The sequence below is a fragment of the Brevibacterium paucivorans genome, assembly GCF_016907735.1.
Taxonomy (GTDB): domain Bacteria; phylum Actinomycetota; class Actinomycetes; order Actinomycetales; family Brevibacteriaceae; genus Brevibacterium; species Brevibacterium paucivorans.
In genome coordinates, this window is record NZ_JAFBCP010000001.1 from 628,356 (window position 1) to 648,871 (window position 20,516).

Annotated in this window: 17 protein-coding genes and 1 other RNA gene; 8 read left to right on the plus strand and 10 right to left on the minus strand. The window is 56.4% G+C overall.

All coding sequences use genetic code 11. The features are described from left to right. Positions 1 to 15: 15 nt before the first annotated feature. The 8 genes from JOE56_RS02975 to JOE56_RS03010 all read right to left on the minus strand — a co-directional run bounded on the left by JOE56_RS02975 (position 16) and on the right by JOE56_RS03010 (position 11,432). A complete protein-coding gene (locus JOE56_RS02975) occupies positions 16 to 3,117 on the minus strand; it encodes a VWA domain-containing protein (RefSeq protein ID WP_204514760.1) in 3,102 nt (1,033 codons plus the stop codon). Next, positions 3,114 to 3,677, minus strand: a complete 564-nt coding sequence (locus JOE56_RS02980) for a hypothetical protein (RefSeq protein ID WP_204514761.1) — start codon at positions 3,675 to 3,677, stop codon at positions 3,114 to 3,116. Before JOE56_RS02980 ends, JOE56_RS02975 begins: the two co-directional genes overlap by 4 nt. Positions 3,678 to 3,866: 189 nt before the next feature. Beyond that, positions 3,867 to 5,525, minus strand: coding sequence for an ABC transporter ATP-binding protein (locus JOE56_RS02985; protein WP_204514762.1), 1,659 nt, complete (start codon positions 5,523 to 5,525; stop codon positions 3,867 to 3,869). Between the two features lie 4 nt (positions 5,526 to 5,529). Further along, on the minus strand, positions 5,530 to 6,528 hold the full coding sequence (locus tag JOE56_RS02990) for an ABC transporter permease (protein WP_204514763.1): 999 nt from the start codon (positions 6,526 to 6,528) through the stop codon (positions 5,530 to 5,532). Further along, entirely contained in the window at positions 6,525 to 7,529 is a 1,005-nt protein-coding gene (locus tag JOE56_RS02995) for an ABC transporter permease subunit (protein WP_204514764.1), read from the minus strand. Before JOE56_RS02995 ends, JOE56_RS02990 begins: the two co-directional genes overlap by 4 nt. Before the next feature lie 122 nt (positions 7,530 to 7,651). Beyond that, positions 7,652 to 9,310 (minus strand): ABC transporter substrate-binding protein, encoded by a 1,659-nt coding sequence (locus JOE56_RS03000; protein ID WP_204514765.1) that lies wholly within the window; start codon positions 9,308 to 9,310, stop codon positions 7,652 to 7,654. 629 nt (positions 9,311 to 9,939) lie between these two features. Beyond that, positions 9,940 to 10,325: a transfer-messenger RNA gene (gene ssrA, locus JOE56_RS03005) on the minus strand. Positions 10,326 to 10,688: 363 nt separating this feature from the next. Next, complete coding sequence (locus tag JOE56_RS03010) at positions 10,689 to 11,432, minus strand: IclR family transcriptional regulator (RefSeq protein ID WP_204514766.1); 744 nt, start codon at positions 11,430 to 11,432, stop codon at positions 10,689 to 10,691. A 71-nt stretch (positions 11,433 to 11,503) separates the two neighbouring features. Here JOE56_RS03010 and JOE56_RS03015 point away from each other — a divergent pair, with 71 nt between their 5' ends. The 3 genes from JOE56_RS03015 to JOE56_RS03025 are packed head-to-tail and all read left to right on the plus strand — an operon-like array spanning position 11,504 to position 14,876. Further along, positions 11,504 to 12,847, plus strand: a complete 1,344-nt coding sequence (locus JOE56_RS03015; protein ID WP_239530352.1) for an SLC13 family permease — start codon at positions 11,504 to 11,506, stop codon at positions 12,845 to 12,847. A 9-nt stretch (positions 12,848 to 12,856) separates the two neighbouring features. Next, a complete protein-coding gene (locus JOE56_RS03020) occupies positions 12,857 to 14,077 on the plus strand; it encodes a CaiB/BaiF CoA transferase family protein (RefSeq protein ID WP_204514767.1) in 1,221 nt (406 codons plus the stop codon). Then, complete coding sequence (locus tag JOE56_RS03025) at positions 14,070 to 14,876, plus strand: enoyl-CoA hydratase-related protein (protein WP_204514768.1); 807 nt, start codon at positions 14,070 to 14,072, stop codon at positions 14,874 to 14,876. The genes JOE56_RS03020 and JOE56_RS03025 overlap by 8 nt, the downstream gene beginning before the upstream one ends. Before the next feature lie 80 nt (positions 14,877 to 14,956). Here JOE56_RS03025 and smpB read toward each other — a convergent pair whose 3' ends face one another. Both smpB and prfB read right to left on the minus strand, forming a co-directional pair. Continuing rightward, positions 14,957 to 15,427: an SsrA-binding protein SmpB gene (smpB, locus tag JOE56_RS03030; protein WP_102239214.1), complete on the minus strand. Its 471-nt coding sequence runs from the start codon at positions 15,425 to 15,427 to the stop codon at positions 14,957 to 14,959. Positions 15,428 to 15,499: 72 nt separating this feature from the next. Next, complete coding sequence (gene prfB / locus JOE56_RS03035; protein ID WP_204514769.1) at positions 15,500 to 16,630, minus strand: peptide chain release factor 2; 1,131 nt, start codon at positions 16,628 to 16,630, stop codon at positions 15,500 to 15,502. 201 nt (positions 16,631 to 16,831) lie between these two features. On the opposite strand from prfB, the gene JOE56_RS03040 reads away from it, so the two are divergent. The 5 genes from JOE56_RS03040 to JOE56_RS03060 are packed head-to-tail and all read left to right on the plus strand — an operon-like array spanning position 16,832 to position 20,516. Then, the gene (locus tag JOE56_RS03040) at positions 16,832 to 18,058 is read left to right on the plus strand and encodes a TadA family conjugal transfer-associated ATPase (protein ID WP_204514770.1); all 1,227 of its coding nucleotides are present in this window, start codon (positions 16,832 to 16,834) and stop codon (positions 18,056 to 18,058) included. Continuing rightward, a complete protein-coding gene (locus JOE56_RS03045) occupies positions 18,055 to 18,927 on the plus strand; it encodes a type II secretion system F family protein (protein ID WP_204514771.1) in 873 nt (290 codons plus the stop codon). The genes JOE56_RS03040 and JOE56_RS03045 overlap by 4 nt, the downstream gene beginning before the upstream one ends. Next, entirely contained in the window at positions 18,924 to 19,862 is a 939-nt protein-coding gene (locus JOE56_RS03050; RefSeq protein WP_204514772.1) for a type II secretion system F family protein, read from the plus strand. The genes JOE56_RS03045 and JOE56_RS03050 overlap by 4 nt, the downstream gene beginning before the upstream one ends. A gap of 14 nt (positions 19,863 to 19,876) precedes the next feature. Continuing rightward, positions 19,877 to 20,104 carry a hypothetical protein gene (locus tag JOE56_RS03055; protein WP_102239209.1) on the plus strand — a complete coding sequence of 76 codons (228 nt, stop codon included), beginning with the start codon at positions 19,877 to 19,879 and terminating at the stop codon, positions 20,102 to 20,104. Between the two features lie 22 nt (positions 20,105 to 20,126). Beyond that, positions 20,127 to 20,516 (plus strand): TadE family protein, encoded by a 390-nt coding sequence (locus tag JOE56_RS03060; RefSeq protein WP_204514773.1) that lies wholly within the window; start codon positions 20,127 to 20,129, stop codon positions 20,514 to 20,516.

The following is a 20,516-nucleotide window of genomic DNA, read 5'->3' on the forward strand; positions in this document are numbered from 1 at the left end:
CGAGGGGTGAGTCGCCTACTGGCCAAAACTAAAAGGGTTCTGCCCTGGCTGTCCAGGACCGGACTGACCTGGCCCGGATTGCCCGGGGCCGTTCTGGAATGGATTGTTTGGAGGTTGTCCAGGGGCTCCCGGTCCCGAGGTGCCAGGCCCGTTTCCCGGTCCGCCACCTGGTCCGGGGAAGGCTGGCCCGCTTCCAGGGCCACCGGGGTTGTTGCCCGGATTTCCGCTTGGGCCTGCACCTGGGCCACTTGGGCCTGCGCCTGGTCCGGGGAATCCGGGACCCGACGGTGGTCCAGCAGGGGGCTGGCCGCCAGGCCCGGCTGGCGGCTGGTTACCAGGCCCGGCAGGGGGCTGCCCTTGCGGGGCAGCGCCCGGGCTGGCCGATCCTGGCCCACCGAACGGACTGGACGGAGCTTGTGAAGGTGCGCCCGCCTCGGTGAAGGGGTTGGCCTGCGGCTCAGACGGACCGCCGAACGGCGAGTCGTGCCCAGCAGGGGCTTGCGCACCCGTGGACGGCAGACGGTCGATGAGATCGCCAGCTTCACGTGCGATTTCGTCTTCCATCTTTTCACGTTGCTTCACGTCGATGTTTCCGGCGAGCAGCACAAGGATTTCGGCTTGGTCGTCGCGCATACCTTCGCCACGCATGACCAACCAGTGGTTGTGAACCGCTAAAGGCAGTCGCGCTGGGCGACGTGCAGGGTCGTGCTTGGACACGCTCATTGGCACATCAGCGACCACGTATCCCTGACCCAGAGGTGATCCGCCCATCTTTGTCTTCAGCGTGATCCCTGCGGCATCGATCTGGCGGGAGCCACCCGAGTCGATCATGACGGTATTGCGCATATCGCCCTGTTCGAACGCGAAACGTGAACCGTCACGCGTCACTCCAGAGGACGTCTTTTCAATCTGTGCGCGAACCGCGACCAGTGGCTGCGACGGGATCTTCGCACCCCACCACTTGACGATGTAAAGAATCAGTAGCGGGATTCCCGGCCCCAGCAACAAAGCGATGATGAGGGTCGTAACGAAGTTGAGCGTGTTGAGAGGCTTGACGGCACTCGCGGTGAACTCAACTTTGGTTTTCACCGGTTCGCCCTGGCCGTTTTCAGACGAGGATACGACCACGAACGTTCCGTTGATCGCACCGTTGCCCTGCTGGTCGGAGGCCAGCTTCAGACCCAGATCCTCACCGGCTTTCACACAGTTGTCCTTGCTCGAAGCGTCGGAGGACACCTGCACCTTGTCTAGCCCTTGAGGCGAGGCAACCACCTCGGTGGAGTCCGGTTCTACCCACGCGCAACCTTTTCCGCCCAGCTTCAGAACCGAATCGAGGTCGATCTTGCCTTTAGCTTCCCCAAAGTCCACTTTGGTAGGCACGGTTGGGTAGTCCAGTGGCGGTTGCACCGTCACTGGGAGGGCCACAGTAGCGGGGCTCAGCTTGGTACCTTTGACTTCTTTTCCGTCAGAGTCTTTCGCCGAGGCGGTCGTCAGTTCCAGCGACAGGTTGAGGGTCCCGCCACCGGTAGGTGCATTGCCGAGGTCCCAGTCGGTTGGCTTGGTGATGTCACCAAATGAGCTGGTGTCGGTCAGCGTGGTTTGTTTTCCGGCGGAGTCGGTGAACGACGCGGTGAATTTACCTGTGCTGGTGATGGAGTCCACGGGCACGTCGTTACCTTCGCGGTCGTGCAGAGCGAAGGTGACGTCTTTCAGGGTGGATCCGGCGCGCACGTCAGCTTTGTCTTTATCGGGCCACGCGGGAACGATTCCCGGAGTGATGTGGAGGTTTGATTTGGACTTCGCTTGTGAGTCTGCGCCTTCGTCGGTAATAAACGCCAGGCGCCACACACCTACCCACGGGCCTTTGTCGCCGATCTTGCCCTTCGACGTTCCGTCGAGTCGGAAACTGAGGCTCTTGCCGGTTTCCCACGAGTACGTGAGCGGTACGCCAGAGACTTCCTTCTTTTCGTTCTTTGCGTCCTTTTTCAGGTCGACGATTTTTCCGTCGGGACCTTGGATCGCAGCCCGGAGACCGTCGGCTGTTGCGGTGGCAAAACCATCAACGTCTTGTGTGGTGTTGTCCAGGACGAACGTGTGGGCTTCGTTCTGGCAGAAGTCTTTGACACATACACCGTGGTCGTTGGTGACGGGCTTTTGCCCCAGGCCAGAGATCGAGTCGAATGCGATGAGCAAACTGTCGATGTCGGATGCGAGGTAGAACTCGCCGGGAACGGGGTCGGTGAGGTCACCACATGATTTGCCGCCGCTGTCTTTACCGGTTGCGATTGACCGCATGAGGTCGAATTCTTTTCCGTCTTTCGACCCTAGCCCCACACCGAACATAGCCACGCGAGAGCTTCGTAGCTGGTCGGCTAGACCACCGGAGCGGCAGATATCTTCACGCGCCTTTTCTTCGACCTTCTTGGTACCGTCTTCGGTTTTCAGGCTGATGTCTGGCGCGAATGGTTTGGTTTCTCCGTACTTGTTGGCCATGTTGCCTTTGCGAACTTCGTAGTCGAGTTCACCGTCGGAGAACCAGATGATCGCCTGGCAGCTCTTTGCGTCGCTTCCGCGGTCGTGGGCGCGCTTGGAGAGTTGTTTGCGCGCTTCGTCCATTGCCGTCCAGTAGTCGGTGTCAATACCGCTGGTCCGGTTGGACAGGTCGTTGATGGCACCGCGGAGGTTGTCGACGTCGCCGTCGTTCTTGACTTCTTGCCAGTCACGCACGGTGGAGTATTCGTGGCCGAAACCGCTGACGGCAACCGAGAGGTTGCCCGATTTAGTCAGCTTCGACATGCGCGAAACCAGGTGCAGCCCGGAGGTCACACGCGCGTTGTTAGGGTCGCTGTCGACCAGGCTCCCGGATTCGTCCACCAGAATAAGAACGTCGATGTTGCCACCTGCGGCGGCGCAGGCTGAGAACTGTTCTGGGAGCGGTTTTGAACTGCCGAGGTCGCTCCCCCCTGATTTCTGTGAGTCACCGCTGTCCTGTGACGGCTCCTCGCTTGGTTGGGCGTGAACGGGGGTGGACAGACCCGCAAGACTCTGCGCTAGAAGAATGAATACGGCTACGAAGCCGATGAGAAGTTTGCTTGCGTGCGAACGAACGTTTTTCACAGGTGTCCCACCCATAGTGCGGTCAGAATTGCGGTCACGATCACGGCGATCAACGTCAGGATCGCGGCCACCCAGTACAGGGTTGTTGCTGCTGGGCGCGAGGCGTACATCCCACCGGCTCGCCTGCGGACGTCAGTGGTGGTGAAGTTTCCTAGCATGAGGATCGCAACTGGCCCGGCGATGAGCCATCCGATGATGCCTGTGAAGCCCCACGGCAAAACCGCGATGATAATTCCCAGGACCGCGCATCCAAGAACAATGAAGAGGATGTGCATGGGTGGCCCTGCAACCGTGAGATCACCGGAACTGGTTTCTGGCGCAAACGGAGCGTTCGGGGCTTGCTGGGCGCCCGGCTGATGCGAAGGATCTTGGGATTCGAAAGGGTTGGACGCTTGAGGCGCGTGACCCTGTTGTGGTGCTTGAGGTGACGCGCCATGTTGCGGTGACGCACCCGGTTGGGGTGCCATGCCCGGCTGCTGTGCAGCTGGACCCCCTGGCTGGTTCGCAGGTGAGCTACCAAAGGGGTTGCCACCTGACCCTGATCCAAACGGCACCGACACCGTGGCCCCCTTTCACACCTCGTGCTCGAAATCACACGTTCTCATTCTGCCAGAGCACGAACTCTTCAACCATAACAACGTTGAGAACCACGCAATGTCACAACTTTTGTTTTGTATCAGATCTGATACTACGGCCTACGCGAGGCCGTTCCTTGTCATTCTTACACGACAAGGAACGGCAAAATAGTTTCAGCTTGCTTCTTCGATTCCGAGTTCATTTCCGGGAATCGACGCGAGCAGTTTGCGCGTATATGGGTGGCGCGGGTTGGTGAACACTTCTTCCGAGCTTGCGGCTTCGACCAGTTCCCCGTCCTTCATCACGCACACATAGTCAGAGATGAGCCTGACAACCGCGAGGTCGTGCGAGATAAAGAGGTACGACAAGCCCAGTTCTTCCTGCAGTTTCTTCAGCAGGGTCAGGATCTGGTCTTGGACCAGCACGTCGAGTGCGCTCACGGGTTCGTCGCACACGATGAGGTCTGGGTTAAGCGCAAGTGCGCGAGCGATCGAAATGCGTTGCCGTTGCCCACCCGAGAGCTCGGCCGGGTACCTGCGGTAAAAGTGCTGTGGAAGCGCCACTTGTTCCATAAGTTCAAGAACGCGTTTGCGTCGCTCTGTGGCATTCCCCCGCTTGTAGGCAGCCAGTGGTTCCTCGATGATCCTTCCCACCGTGAACATAGGATTCAACGATGAATAGGGATCCTGGAATACTGCTTGCACACGTTGCCGGAAGTCTCTGAGGTCTTTGCCTTTGAGCGTCAGAACGTCTTTTCCGTCAAACGTGATGGAACCGCCCGTGGGCTCGATGAGTTTCAGCAACATGCGAGCCGTAGTCGTTTTCCCGGAACCGGACTCCCCCACGATCGACACGGTTTTTCCTCGTGGAATCTCCAAGCTCACGTTCTTCGCAGCGTAGAAATCGTCATGTCCACGCACTGGGTACACCTTTGTGAGGCCAGATACTTCTACGAGAGGTTTCTCTTCTGGCTCTTGGGTGGCGGTGTCCTCCGTCTTGTGCTCGTGAGCGATCAGACGAGTGGCAGCAACCGACGGGGCCGCGTTGACGAGCGACTGGGTGTACGGGTGTTGCGGGTCCTCCAAAAGCTGGCGAGCCGACCCAGTTTCCACGACCTTTCCTCGGTGCATGACCACCAAGTTCTGGGCGCGTTCGGCTGCGAGCCCCAGGTCGTGTGTGATGAGGAGGACTGACGTTCCCAGCTCGGCCGTCATCGAGTCGATCTGGTCAAGGATGACCTGCTGAACTGTGACGTCCAACGCCGAGGTGGGCTCATCTGCGATGAGAAGTTTGGGTTTGCATGCCAAGGCAATCGCGATGAGGGCACGCTGTCGAAGTCCGCCCGAAAGTTCGTGCGGGTATTGTTTTGAGCGTCGCTCGGGTTCCGGGATACCGGCCCGAGTCATCACCTCAATGACCTGATCCTTGACCGTGTCTTTCGTTGCCAACTTGTGTGTGAGGAGGGTTTCGGAAATCTGGGTTCCGATTCGCGACACCGGGTTGAGGTTACTCATGGGGTCCTGTGGCACCAGCCCGATCTGACGACCTCGGATGCCACGCATTTTTGGTTCCGGAAGCCCAACAAGCTCTTGGCTGTCAAACAGAATGGAACCAGAGGTCACTTGTCCGCTACCGGGTAGCAGACCAATAGTCGCCATTGCGGTTGTGGATTTACCGGATCCTGACTCCCCCACTATTGCAAGGGTTCCACCGGCAGGCAGTTCCATGCTGGCGCCTTCTACGGCCTGTACTTTGCCGTGCATTGTGGTGAACGAGACTTCGAGGTCCCGAATCGTTAGGAGGTTCGTTGTGTTTTCTGGGGTCTGAGTCATGGTGTCACCTTGCCCGTGATTTAGGGTCGAGAGCTTCGCGGAGCGATTCGCCCATAAGGGTGAAGCCCAAAGCGGTCAGAGCGATGCAAGCACCGGGGAGGAATGCGAGCCACGGCGCGGTTCCCAGTTCGGACTGCGCATAGGTCAGCATGCGTCCCCATTCGGCTGTTTCTGGACGTCCACCACCAAGCCCCAGGAACGACAGCGCAGCTGCGTCAATCACGGCGGTCGCAAGCGTCAAAGTCGCCTGCACGATCACCGGCCCCAACGAGTTGGGGAGAATGTGACTCATGGTGATGGTGCCTCGGCTAAGCCCCAGCGTCTGCGCGGCCAGCACGTAGTCTTGGCCTTTCTGCGTAAGCATGGATGAGCGCAGAAGGCGAGCGAAAATGGGGACCTGCGAAACACCAATCGCGATCATGACCGCGTACGGAGTCTGTCCCAAAATAGCTGCGATCGAAACTGCGAGCAGAAGGTTAGGAACTGACAGCAAGATGTCGACGATTCGCATGACCAGGCCGTCTACCCACCCGCCGAAGGTGCCTGCAAGCAAGCCCAAGAGCATTCCGCCCAGCAGACCCAGCGCAGTCGATACGACACCGATGACAAGTGATGCTTGCGCACCCCAAATGAGCTTGGAGAGGACGTCTCCACCAAAGCGGTCGAGTCCTAATGGGAATTGCGACAGTTCACCGGGCCCTGGAATGTGGCTGGGGGTAATTTCGCGTGCTCCGGGGACCGAGGTGCCCGGATGTGGCGCGAGAAGAGGCGCCAAAATGCTGATCAGAATGAACAGCGCTACGATCACGAAACCCGTAATGGCCGCGGGGTTCTTGCGGAGTCGCAAGAACGCATCTTTCCACACCGACGTACCTTTTTGGTCCATGGTGGGTTCCGATGTCTTTTGCGTCAGTCCCGCCTGAACCTGTTCGGGGCTTCCCGGAAGATTTTCGGCGTTGTCGGAAGTGGCGCCGCTTGGGTTTGGAGGAAGATTCATTGTCATGACACACGCACCCTCGGGTCGATGAGTCCGTATGAAACGTCAACGACCAGGTTGATGATCGAATAGATCAGGGCAATAAAGATGATGAAGCCTTGCAAAACGGGGAAGTCAAGATTGAAAATCGCACCCCATAGGAACGATCCGATCCCGTTGAACGCAAACACAGTTTCGGTAAGAACAGCACCGGAAATCAGCAATCCAAGTTGCAGACCCATTGTGGTGATTACGGGAAGCATCGAGTTCCGGATCACGAACCTGCTTCGGATCAGGCGAGGCGCCAGACCCTTCGCTTGTGCCGTGCGAACGTAGTCCGCGTTCTGTACTTCAAGAACAGCTGCGCGCGTGATGCGCGCGATGATCGCCAGCGGGATTGTTCCGAGGGCCACACCCGGAAGGATGAGGTGGAGGAACGCGTCCCAAGCGGCGTCGTACTCACCCGTGCTAATGCCGTCCCAGATGTAGAAGTTGGTGTAGTGCGTGGCGTCAATACGCGGGTCTTGCCGACCGTCTGTGGGCAGCCATCCCAGTTCGACTGCAAAAACCCATTTGAGGAGGAACGCCAAGAAGAACACGGGGATCACTACGCCAAAGAGCGAGAAGAGAACGGCTAGGTGATCTTGCCACTTGCCCACGTTGCGCGCTGCCCAATACCCCAGCGGAATTCCGACTGCTACTGCGAAGATAATCGCGAAAATTGACAGTTCTAATGTCGCTGGAAAGCGAGCTGCAAACTCTTCAAGAACAGGCCTGTTTGTGAGGATTGACCGGCCAAAGTCACCGGTCAAAATCTTCCCCATGTACGTGAAGTACTGCTCTAGGAGGGGGCGGTCGAAGCCGTATGCCTTGTTCACAGCCGCAATGGCCTCGGGCGTGGCTTTGTCACCCAACAGTGCGGTTGCCGGGCCACCTGGCAGAGCGCGCACCCACAAGAACAGAAGAATTGAGAGCCCAAAAAGCGTAGGGATAAGCAACAACAGCCGCTTGCCTATAAGTCGAAGCACGGGCAGATGCCTTTCAGTTGTAAGTCAGCGTCACAAAGACCGGCCCAAAGGGGTGGAGCGGAGCCGCTCCACCCCTTCAGGTGAGGTGTCAGACCAACGTGGCGGACACCTCGGGCGCGGTCTTATTTAGACAGCTTGATCTCGTTGAAGACTTCGTCGTTGACTGGCGAGACCGGGAAGTCCTCCACGCGTTCTGAGAACGCGAGCGATGGAGCAGGGTGCGCCAAAGGCACAGCCGGTGCGTACTCAGCAACCTTCTTGTTGATGTCTTCGTACAGTGGGGTCTGTTTCTCCAGCTTGGGTTCCTGACGGGCTTCTGACAGCGCCTTGAAGAGTTCTTGGTTGTCGAAACCGAACTCTGGCTTCTTGGTCCCGAAGAACACACCTACGAAGTTGTCGGTGTCGTTGTAGTCACCGGTCCAGCCCAAGAGGTGGATTCCGTGGTCCTTGCCACCCTGAACGCGGTCAAGGTAGTCAGGCGACCATTTCTCAGGCACGGCCTTGGTCTTGATGCCCACCTGTTCAAGCTGACCGGAAATGTTGGAGAACACCTGTTCAGGGGTAGGCATGTAGGGGCGAGAAACACCGGTTGGGTAGTTAAAGTCGATGGTGAAACCGTTTTCGTAGCCGGCTTCTTTCAGAAGCTGCTTCGCCTTCTCTTGGTCGTATTCGTACTTCTCGACATCTTCGGTGTAACCATTCACGCTGTCAGGGATGAAGGTGACGGCAGGCTTGGTTCCTTCAGGCAGTGTCTGCTTGATGAGGGCGTCCTTGTCGATTGCGTGGCTGATCGCCTGACGGACCTTGACGTCCTGGAGTTCCTTGACCTCCTGGTTGAAGCCCAAATACAAGATGGTGAACGGGTCGCGGTTCATCACGTTGAAGCCTGCGTCAGACAGTGGCTTCACGTCACCGGGTGCAACCAGGTCGTAACCGTCAATTTCGCCTGCTTCCAGGGACTGCTTGCGAGCTACAGGGTCGTCGATGACACGGAACGTGATCTGGTTGATCTGACCTTTTTCGCCCCAGTAGTCGTCGTTGAACTTCAGTTTGATTTCCTGGCCGGGGTTCCATTCTTCGAACTTGAATGGGCCAGTTCCGGTTGGGTGTTCGCGGGCGTACTCGCTCATTTCTGGAGCTTCAGCGCTTCCGCCGATCTTGTCAGCGTTGTACTTTTCCATGGCTTCGGGCGACTGCATGGAGAACGCTGGGAGTGACAGAGCAGCAACGAATCCAGCGAATGGCTGTGCAAGGTTGACCTTTGCGGTCTTTTCGTCGCTGGCTTCGCAAGACTTGTATACGGCGTCTTCTGGCTTGTCTTTGAAGCCTCGGAAGAGTTTGCCGTAGTAGTACGCAACCGCTTCGGACTGCTGGATGCCTGTGAAGTTGTACCAGCGTTCGAAGTTGGCGCAGACTGCTTCAGCGTTGAAGTCGGTCCCGTCGTGGAACTTCACGCCTTCCTTCAGGTGGAAGGTGTAGGTCAGGCCGTCTTCGCTGGTGTCCCACGATTCAGCCAAGAGCGGTGCTGGATCGGCTGTTCCGGGCTTAGTTCCCACCAGCCCTTCCATGATTTGGCGGCTGACACGGAATGATTCACCGTCGCTTGCAAATGCGGGGTCAAGCGTTTTGGGGTCGGATGACGCGGCGAAGATAAAGTGCCCGTCGACGTCTCCTCCGCCACCTTCGCCACGTTGCGACTTGGCACATCCAGTTACGGCTAAAGCCATTGAGGCGACAACGGCAACAGCGCCGAACGCCTTCTTTTTCCATGCAGACCGCATGCTTCCTCCAGTGTGTTATGGATCACGTAATGCTTCACTATAGCGCCACCTGTGAGTCACCTCACAACTTTGGGGCAGTGACACGAAAGGCGCGTTCAAATTGTTATCTTTGCCACTTTTCGTCACATGAGGCCTGGTGAGAGGGGTGCGTGATGAGGGGGCACGTAGGGCTTAGGGGCACGTCGCTTCGGTTGAGTGTCGATAGTCTTGTCGCTTATTGCCAGTCGGTGAGCTTCTCGATCTCGATTGGCGTATATACACCGCAACACTGTTGCCCTATCGCGCATTTCGAAAACTACTAAAAAGTGAGCCAACGAAAGTGACACGTCTTCGCTTTCACGAACAGTTTGATCACACTATTGCGCCCGCCACCTCAGCCAGGAAAGCAACAGGAATAGGTGCGACCACCTCGGGCCCGGAAGTGCATTTGGCTACACTCCAATCCGTAGAGTGTAGCCAAACAGCCATCAAACACCCTCATTTAGTGACCTAGCCACTATTTCGCCGACTTTTGGATACACTCGAGCCCCAGAATCGAACTCGAGTGTATCCAAAAGGCACGCAACATCAACGCCCCAAACACAAAAAGTCTCGGGACATCGACTGAACGATGTCCCGAGACTTCACATTGGTGGAGATGGCGGGAATTGAACCCGCGTCCGTCGGCAAATTGTCGATTCTTCTCCGGGCGCAGTACGTGTAAATGTGTCTTAGGTCCTGGGTAGCGCACGAACACACTATCCCAACGAACGGAGTTGAGTAAGAGTCCCACTCACACCCCCAACATGTGTGAGCAGCAGTGGCTTTCTAAACGACGCCAGGATCTAGAGGGAAAGCACCTCTAGGCTGACGGAGTCGCAGCTCGCGGATTAAGGCCTAAATTAGGCGGCGAGGGCAAACTCGGTGCGGTTGTTAGATTTAGCACCTATTTTTTACAGACAGCATCACGAGTTGAGTCTGCATTCTCGGCCCGCTTCTCCCGACGCAATGTCCAACGTCGAAACCGATCATCCCCTTATGCAATTGCCAAACACCCCGCACAAAGCGGGACTTTCTATTTTAACAAAACCACTGGGAAAACACAGCCCGGGAACCCAATAGGACCCCTGAACCCATAGTGAAGTTTTCTAGTAGCGCTATACACAACACCGGCAACACACGCAATATTCCACAGCTTCATCCACACTGTGGATAAACTTTCCACACTTTGTCACAAGACAAGCGTTGTCGCAGGTCAGAGGCTATGGATAAATCGCGAGCTCATACATTCCACATTGTGAAAGGGTGCGTCATTCCGTGATATCCCCAGCTTTTCCACACGTGTGAATAATCACAGGAACAAGCGTTATCCACAACCATGACAGCAAAGGAATCCCCGCTAGCTTGCGACACTCCACGCCTCAGATATCTGCCTAGCGGCGGATACGAGCATCTCACCATACCGCTCCATCGCCTTTTCATCCATGCGAACCTTCGGCCCTGACACAGACACCGCACCAACAGGAGAGCCCGTAACTCCAAGAAGAGGGCACCCCACTGAGCAAATTCCTTCATTGAGACCTTGATCATTGATCGCAAACCCCCGACGCTTAACCTCATTGATGGCATCGTCGAGAGCACTGGCCCCGTCAATTGTATTCTGAGTTACTTTTCGAAATGCACCTTCTGCATACTCGCGAATTACCGCTTCATGACTGGCACTAAGGTAGGCGACCCCGGAAGCGCACGTATGCATTTCGCTCATTCCGCCAACCGGCAAAAACGCGCGCAATGGATGAGAAGTATCAACACGCTCAATCAACAGCATGGACCTCCCCCTGGGGACAGAGAGGTGAATCGTCTCCGTTGTATCAAGTTGAAGTTTGTTTAAAAAAGGAAGTGCCACCTCACGAAGGTTCTGCCCTCCTTTTTCCTGCGCGAAGATCTCACCAACTCGACTCGAGATCTCCCACGCGCCATCCGAGTTTTTAATCCAGCCAGCGTCCTCAAGTGTCAGTAGATATCTCTGCACCGAACTTTTAGGCATTGCAGCTCGGCGGGCAAGCTCTGAGAGGCCTACGTTTTGAGCATCTGCAATCAGCTCGAGCAATCGCGTCGCACAAACCACACTATTGATTGTCATACCCTCTTGACTCCAGACTCCTCCAGGAATAATCTGAGCGCGGTCCACATCGTACACCACCGGTCCACTCGTTGGACCAGAAGAAAGAAGAAACAATGGCGTTTCAAATAACTGCACTTGCGATCTTCGCTGGAGTATTTGCGATTTGTTCCATTCGCAAGGTTCACATTGGAATCTTCATGTTCCCCATCGCTTGCGGAGTGGGCATGTGGCTTGCACACCTTCCGCTTGATGATGTGGTTGCAGGATTTCCGCTAGACATTCTTGTGTTGCTTGTAGGAGTAACCTATTTCTTTGCTATTGCTCAAGTAAACGGCACTATTGAGGGCCTAATCAATATCGTGATTTCGAAAGTCGGTTCTCATCCGGCAGCTCTCCCGGTAGCTTTCTTTTGCATTGCTGCTGTCGTGTCATCCATGGGTTCCCCTTTGGCTTCCTTAGTCCTTGCACCAATTGCACTGCCAATGGCAAAGCGGTTTGCAATTGACCCTATGCTCATGGCCGTGGCTCTCGGTTGCGGTGGCGCCAGCGGTTCATTCGCCCCCACTTCCTTGTTCGGCATCGTTACCTACGGAACAGCGAAACAGGCTGACATCCCAATTAGCCCGTTTGCCCCGCTACTCGTCTCCCTCGGTATGAACCTGGTTCTCTTCATTGGTGCGTACTTCGTATTCGGCGGTCGAACGCTCATCTCAGGCTCACGTTCGTCTGACATGCGAGCGTCGGTTGGTTCGATGGAAGTCCAACAGTCACCAACCTCGGGGCCTTTGACCACAGCTTCAGCCGAAAAAGTGAAATTGACCGGAATGCAATGGCTCACTTGTGCCTGCATCCTTATTCTTGGCCTCGGAGTAATCGCACTAACCGTATCGCGCCTTGGTGCAAATCTTGGCGTTCTCGCTTTCGCATTCGGAGCTTTTCTCACCTTCATTGACCCAGATTCTGGGAAAGCCGCGATTCCAAAGATCGACTGGTCCACAGTCCTTCTCGTCGGAGGCATCATCACATTCGTCGAGGTTCTTCAAACGATGGGTGCCGTCGATCTCCTCGGAGACGGCGCTAGTAAAATCGGCTCTACAATTTTGGCAGCTTTCATCATCTGCTTTATTGGTGGATTGGTGTCAGCGTTTGCCTCGACTACGGGAATCCTCGCCGCGCTTGTGCCACTCGCACTTCCCTTAGTGGCCACTGGTGAAGTCTCCGGCTGGGCACTCATCTGCTCTCTCGCTGTCTGCTCTTCAATCGTCGACCTCTCTCCGTTCTCCACTGTGGGCGCAACCTTCGTCGCGATGACGGAGGAAAGTCAGAAGGAACGTGTCACACGTCTTCTCATCCGCTGGGGTTTGACGATGGTGATTGTCGGCCCTGTTGTACTCGTCGGTCTACTTGTATTGCCTGCCAGCCTCTTATCGTAAGGAAACTCCATGAACGCATATAAACCCTTGACCGGAACTCGAATCATCGATCTAACACGGGCTCTGGCCGGACCTTTTTGCACAGCTTTGCTTGCAGACCTCGGCGCTGAAGTGATCAAAGTCGAGCCAATCGGCACCGGTGATGCAACTCGCCTATGGCCACCATATGAAGACACGAACTCTTTATATTTCGAGTCAACAAATCGAAATAAGAGGTCTGTCTGCCTTGATCTAAGAAGCGACCAGGGAAAAGAAGTCCTCGTGAGTCTGATCGGTGAAGCCGATGTCCTTGTGGAGAATTTTCGCCCAGGCGTACTGGCAAAGATGGGGCTCGATTCTGAAAAGCTCAAACAGGCATATCCGAACTTGGTGATTCAATCAATTTCAGGGTTCGGCAACACCGGGCCACTCAAGAACTATGGAGGTCTGGACCAAATAGCGCAGGCTATGTCCGGCATCATGTCTGTGACTGGACCAGATGCTGAGCACACATACCGAGTGGGACTTCCTATTGTAGATATTCTCACGGGCACCTTCGCCGCCGTAAGCATCGCGGCAGCACTAGCCGGCCGAAACGAACACCAAAAAGGTGTTCACATGGCCACCTCGCTCCTTGAGTCGGCGGTAGCAGTATCTGTGTTCCAGGGACAACAAGCTCTGAGTCTGGGACACGAACCTAAGCCACAAGGCAATGACCACCCGGTGATCGTGCCCTACGGACAGTACCAAACCGAAGATGACAAGATCATTATTGCTATTGCGAAAAATCAGCACTGGCTTGACCTCTGTGAAATTTTGGGCCGACCCGATCTTCCCAAGAAACCTGAGTATTTAGATCCCACTTCCAGAGCGAAGAATCGCGAAAAGCTTCGCGTGGAAATGGAGGCCGCACTCATTCAACATCCAGCTAGCCATTGGGTCGATCGGATCCGCAACGCTGGCATTCCATGTGGTCCTGTTTACGGGTACAGAAAGGTGTTCTCAGACCCGCAGGTTCAAGCTTTGGAAATGGTTCAGACATTGCACCGTAGCGATGGCACCAAGATCCCCTTGGTGAGAGGGCCGTTCAACATCGATGGACAACCGACACGGGTGTCGTCGGCACCCCCTGCACTAGGCGAAGGCACTGAAGAAATTCTGGCACAATTCGGCTTCACCAAACCAGCCGTCGAAGATCTTATTTCCAATGGCATCGCACAAACTCAAGAGCAAGGAAAATCGAGTGACTGATAAAGGCCAGATCCTATACTCCGTCGACAACGGCATGGCAACGATCACCATCCGTAACCCCGCCAAGCGAAACGCGATCTCCGCCAGCATGTGGAAGCAAATACCAACTCTCATGTCTCGTGCGGTCGCCGATGAAACAGTCAAACTTGTGGTTTTCAGTGGCTCGGACGGGAATTTCTCCGCAGGCGCAGACATTGCAGAGCTCACCAGTATCGCTGGATCAAACCGTGAGGATACAAAAACCGCCGCACAAACAAGTGATGACTTGACAAGTCAAGCTGAGAAAGCAGTTGCCGAATGCCCCAAACTGACCATCGCACTTATCGAAGGTATATGTTTCGGAGGGGGGCTTGAACTAGCGATCGCCTGCGACCTTCGAATAGCCAGCGCAACTGCACGCTTCTGCATTCCAGCCGCAAACATAGGTCTTGTTTATCCGTTCACTGCGATCAAACGACTTATGTCGATCGTTGGCCCAGCTCAAGCAAAGTTCCTTCTTTGCACCGCCAGCACGCTTGACTCGGAAGATGCAAACCAGATCGGTCTAGTAAACCGAGTCTTACCTGAAGAACAGTTCGAAACAAAGACCAGCGAATTCATCGGTGGCCTCATATCTAAATCGCAGTACTCAATAACCGCTTCAATCGCGATTATCAACACTCAAATTGAATGTCGAGAGCAGGCAGAGACAGTCGCAACTGCTTGGGAAACGGATGACCGAGCACGAGAGGATCTCGAAATAGGAATTCGTAGCTTCCTTAAAAAAGAGCGACCAGCCTTTACGTGGGCTTTAGAGTGAAGAAAGCTCTCGAGCGCCATAGGTGACATTAATGGGGATGACAACGTCTGAAAGTTGTCATCCCCACTATTTTTGCGTTTTTACATATTCCGGCGGAGGGACATCGCACGCTGCGCCTCGCGCTGATCCTGCTTCTCACGCAGAGTCTGTCGCTTGTCCCAGTCCTTCTTACCTCGGGCCACAGCGATCTCCACCTTCACACGCGAGCCATCGAAGTACAGCTCCAACGGAACCAGAGTCCTACCCGACTCCTTCAGCTTGTGTGAAATCTTCAGAATCTCGGCCTTGTGCAGAAGCAGCTTCCGCTTCCTGCGCGCAGAGTGATTCGTCCACGAGCCCTGCAAATACTCAGGAATGTAAACGTTTTCCAACCACGCTTCACCCTGGAAAATCAGGGCGAACCCGTCCGTGAGCGAAGCTCGCCCCTCACGCAACGACTTCACCTCAGTACCCGTGAGAACAAGACCAGCCTCATACGTGTCTTCAATGTGGTAGTCGTGACGTGCCTTGCGGTTCTTCGCAATCGTCTTCTTACCGGTTTCTTTTGCCACGCGCCAGCCCTCCTCTCACATTCCTTGCAGGCACAAGATGAATATCTTACCAGCGCCCGCACCAGGTGAGACTCACGGCTGGTTGGCTGCCGCCTCGGCCGCCTTCTCTTCTTCCTTACGCCAGCGGATACCAGCCTCTAAGAAGCCGTCAATATCCCCGTCAAACACCGCCTGCGGATTATTCACTTCATAACCCGTACGCAAGTCCTTCACCATCTGATACGGGTGCGTGACATACGACCGCATCTGGTCGCCCCAGCTGGCCTTAATGTCACCAGCCAGGTCCTTCTTCTGCGCTTCTTCCTCTTCTCGCTTCAGCTGCAACAGGCGCGACTGCAGAACGCGCATCGCGGCGGCGCGGTTCTGGATCTGGGACTTCTCGTTCTGCATCGACACGACAACTCCGGTTGGGATGTGCGTAATACGCACCGCCGAGTCCGTCGTGTTCACCGACTGACCACCGGGCCCCGAGGACCGGAACACGTCAATGCGGAGGTCGTTTTCGTCGATATCGATGTGGTCAGTCTGCTCGATCAGAGGGACCACTTCAACAGCGGCAAAGGATGTCTGGCGGCGCCCCTGGTTATCGAAGGGCGAAATGCGAACAAGCCGGTGCGTTCCCGCTTCAACCGACAGCGTCCCATACGCATACGGCGCGTTCACCTGGATGGTCGCCGACTTTACGCCCGCGCCTTCCGCATACGACGTGTCCAGCTCTTCAACCTTGTAGCCACGGTTTTCAGCCCAGCGGATGTACATGCGAATGAGCATCTGCGCCCAGTCAGTCGCGTCGTCACCACCGGCACCCGATCGAACCGTAATCACAGCCGAACGCTCATCGAACTCGCCAGACAGAAGTGTCGAGATCTCCAGCGCGGCCAGCTCAGATTTGAGTTTCTGGACTTCCGAGGCCGCCTCTTTCAAAGCGTCTTCGTCGCCTTCGTCCTCACCCATCGACACCAAAAGCTCAACATCTTCAATGCGTTGGTCGAACTTCTGAAGCTTCTCCAACGTGCCCTGCTTGTGGCTGAGTTTAGAAGTGATGGCTTGCGCAACATCGGGGTCGTCCCACAGGTCTGGAGCGGCGGCGGCCTCGGTGAGCTCCGCAACTTCAGACTTCAGCTGTTCAACGTCAGACACTTCACGAATCGAGGCAAACGTTTGTTGCAGTGAAGCGATCTCGCTAGGAAAGTCAATGGCCATAGTGCTTCTACTCTACTTCACCCCACCCCACGCGATTCCACTCGCCCAACCACGCCACAAACACAACCCAGCGCCCACTTCGCGTCACGACTTCATGGCACAGCCCCGCAAAAAGTTATCCACAGATTTTGTTGAGGCTATTCCCATTCAGCGCCCAGCGGGCTAAATTGTTGAGCACCCGTACATCCGGTTGGAGACATCATGGACGCTGTCGACATCATCACTTCGGAAGTGCGTGACCGAATTCGCGCAACTGGAATAGATCCCCGAATAGATACCGCCGCTTCACGCGACGTCATCAAAGCTGTCATCGCTGACTACGACGAACGCACACTGAAGGGAAACCTCCCCGTGCTGTCGGACCCAGACGAAGCGTTTAAAAGCATTCTCGACGACGTTGCGGGTTTCGGAACCTTGCAGAAGTACCTCGACGACCCAGACGTTGAAGAGATCTGGATCAACGGGCCACAAGGTGTTTTCATCAGCCGGCGAGGCGTTTCCGAACTCACCACCACCATCCTCACCGAAACAGACATCTACGACCTCATCGAACGAATGCTTCGCACAACTGGGCGACGCGTAGACCTGTCCAGCCCATTTGTTGATGCCAGCCTGCCTGACGGTTCACGCCTCCACGTGGTCCTCCCCGACATCACGCGCAAGTACCCCAGCGTCAACATCCGCAAGTTCATTTCTCGCACACGGTCTCTCAGAGACCTGGTAGAAAACGGTACCGTCACCCCAGCCGCTGCCGAGTTCCTCGACGCAGCCGTGATCGCCGGCGCCAACATCATCGTTTCTGGCGCAACCCAGGCGGGTAAGACCACCATGCTCAACGCTCTAGCTGGTTCGATTCCTGCCCGCGAGCGCGTTATCACGTGCGAAGAAGTGTTCGAACTGTCCCTGCCAACCCGAGACTGGGTTGCGCTTCAGTGTCGCCAGCCCTCGCTTGAGGGTGCCGGCGAGGTGACCTTGCGCAAACTGGTGAAGGAAGCGCTCCGCATGCGCCCTTCCCGAATCATTGTGGGCGAGGTTCGTGAAGCCGAAAGTTTCGACCTCCTCGTCGCCGCCAACAGTGGGCTCCCCGCCCTGGGCACCTTGCATGCAAACTCGGCGCGCGCCGCGGTCACCAAGATGTGTACCCTCCCGCTTCTCGCAGGCCCCAACATTGGTTCGGCCTTCGTGACCCCCACGGTCGCAACGTGCATTGACTTAATTGTCCACGTCAAACTCGACCCGTCAGGCACCCGCCGGGTCGACGAAATCGCCGCCATCCCCGGCGGAATCGAAAACAACACAGTCGAACTCGAAACCGTTTTCCACACGTCCAATCGCGGGACGTTAGTTCGCGGCACAGGGTTTACCCACCTCGGCGAACGCTTTGCCCGGGTTGGCAAAGACATCCACCACATCCTGGAGGCGGCATGACCACGTCGTTGACGGGTGCACTGTGTGGCCTCACTCTGGGGGCTGGCCTGTTCTGCTTATGGTGGTCCATGTGGGAGACGCCTGCCCAGAAGAAATCCCCTCCAGCTTTTATCCTGCGCACGCGCGATCAGCTTCGGGCCGCTGGCCTCCACCGGGTAAGTCCCGCGCAACTGTTCACGGTGTGCGTGGGGTGCGGGCTGGTGGTTGCCATGGTGACATACGTGTTTTCGCCCGCGTTGCCCATTGCCGTGTGTTTTGGTTTTTTCGCAACGGTCGCGCCGTATCAGATCGTGAAGTTCCGGGCACGTAAAACGTCGGTATCCCGCCGCACTTTGTGGCCGGAAGCAATCGACCACTTAAGTTCCGGGGTGCGTGCGGGGCTTTCCCTGCCCGAGGCGGTATGCGGATTGAGTGCCCGCGGTCCGGTTGCGTTGCGGCCCCTGTTCGAGGTCTTCGCCCGTGAGTACCGCGCCACGGGTTCGTTTAGTGTGGCCCTCAACCGGTTTAAGGAGTCGGCTGCTGATCCCGTTGCTGACCGCATGGTGGCGGCGTTACGTATCACGCGCGAAGTGGGTGGCACGGACTTGGGTGCCATGCTCAAAACGCTCAGCCAGTTCCTGCGAGAGGATGCTCGCACGCGGGCTGAACTGACCGCACGCCAATCGTGGACCGTGACGGGAGCCAAGCTGGGTGTGGCCGCACCGTGGGTGGTGCTGGGACTTCTTGCCACCCGCCCGGAAACCGCCGACGCATATAACACCGCCCAAGGCACCATTCTGCTGGTGGTGGGTTTGGTCATTTCGCTGTGTGCCTACAGCGTCATGAAGCGGATCGGCCGATTGCCTGAAGAAGCACGGGTTTTGCGATGATGACGCTGGATCACCCGCTTGTCATTGGATCACTCGGCCTGTCGGTAGGGCTGTCCCTGACGTTCCTTGTGCTGTCCTTACCCGTGATGCGTCGCCCACGCTTAGAGGACCGCATTGGCCCCTACCTGCGCACGACGCAAGCGGCGGAGGAAAAGTACCACCTCACCGCCCCTACCGAGACTGGGTTTGGTGGTTTGGCCCGTCATTACTTCACCCGTGCTCTCCACTGGCTAAACTCCCGCATGACCACCGACGCGTCCGTCACTCTTCGCTTGTCAAAACTGGGGCCGACTCACACGATCGACAGTTTCCGAGCCCGCCAGGTTCTGCTCATCATTGCCGGTTTAGTGGCAGGCGCGCTCATGAGCACAGTGATCAGTTTGGCTCGCGGGTTCAACCCGCTGGTGTGTGTTGTTCTGATCGTTCTCAGCGGAGTGTGTGGCCATTTTCTTAACGACTGGCTCCTCACTCAGGCCGTCAAGAAACGTGAAGAGCGCATTCTGGCGGAGTTTCCCACCATTGCTGAGCTGCTTGCGCTGTCCATAACCGCTGGTGAGGGCACGGTTGACGCACTGAACCGCGTGTGCCAAACCGCTAAGGGTGAGCTCAGCGACGAATTGCGAATCGCTTTGGCTCAGGCACGCACCGGCACATCCTTAGTCGAAGCACTTGATGCGATGGCACGTCGCACCAATATCCAGAGCCTCATCCAGTTCGTCGACGGGCTGGCCATCGCATTGTCGCGTGGCACGCCCCTGTCTGAAGTGTTACGCGCTCAAGCTGCCGATGTTCGAGAGGAGGGTCGTCGCAAACTCATGGAGCTTTCGGGCAAGAAAGAAGTAGGGATGCTTGTCCCTGTAGTGCTTTTTGTCCTTCCTATTACTGTCCTGTTCGCTGTGTATCCATCGTTGGCCGTTCTCAATGTAGGTCTTTAGCTCAAGGAGGAGCTGTGTTTGTTCGCTTCTACACGTTTATGTCCACCCTTCTACTCGCGTTTACTCCCCGTCCCCGCCCCCGAGGTGCCCGTTACCGACGCTCAGACCGCGGCGATGTGCCCGGTTGGGTGTTGATTACGGTCATGACAGCGGCATTAGTGGTCGCCCTGTGGGCGCTGGCCGGCGAAGCGTTTACGAATTTCTTCAATGATTCGATGAACAAGGTGCGCAACGCAGGGTAGTTCCCGGCCGGGTAGTTCCCTCATGTGTCTGAAGTCGGATCGTGGTTCGGCTGTAGCCGAGTTTGTGTTTGTCGCGGCTCTTCTGTCGTTAGTGTTCGCAGGTGTGTTGCAAGTGTGCCTAACTATTCACGTGCGCAACACTGTCACAGATGCTGCCGTGGCTGGCGCCCGCGTACTTGCGATGGGTGACGGCAACGCTGACGACGCACGCGACGTGACCCGAACTCTGATTGTGAGTTCCCTAGGCGAACGCTACGCGGGCCCAATCAACGTGGGCTACGACAGTTTTCATGGCGATGACGTAGCCGTCGTCGAGGTAACAACTGCCGTGCCTGTGATTGGAATGTGGGGACCCACCGGCCTCATGACCAGACAGGGACGCGCGTTCGTTGAACCTGTGTATGAACCCTAA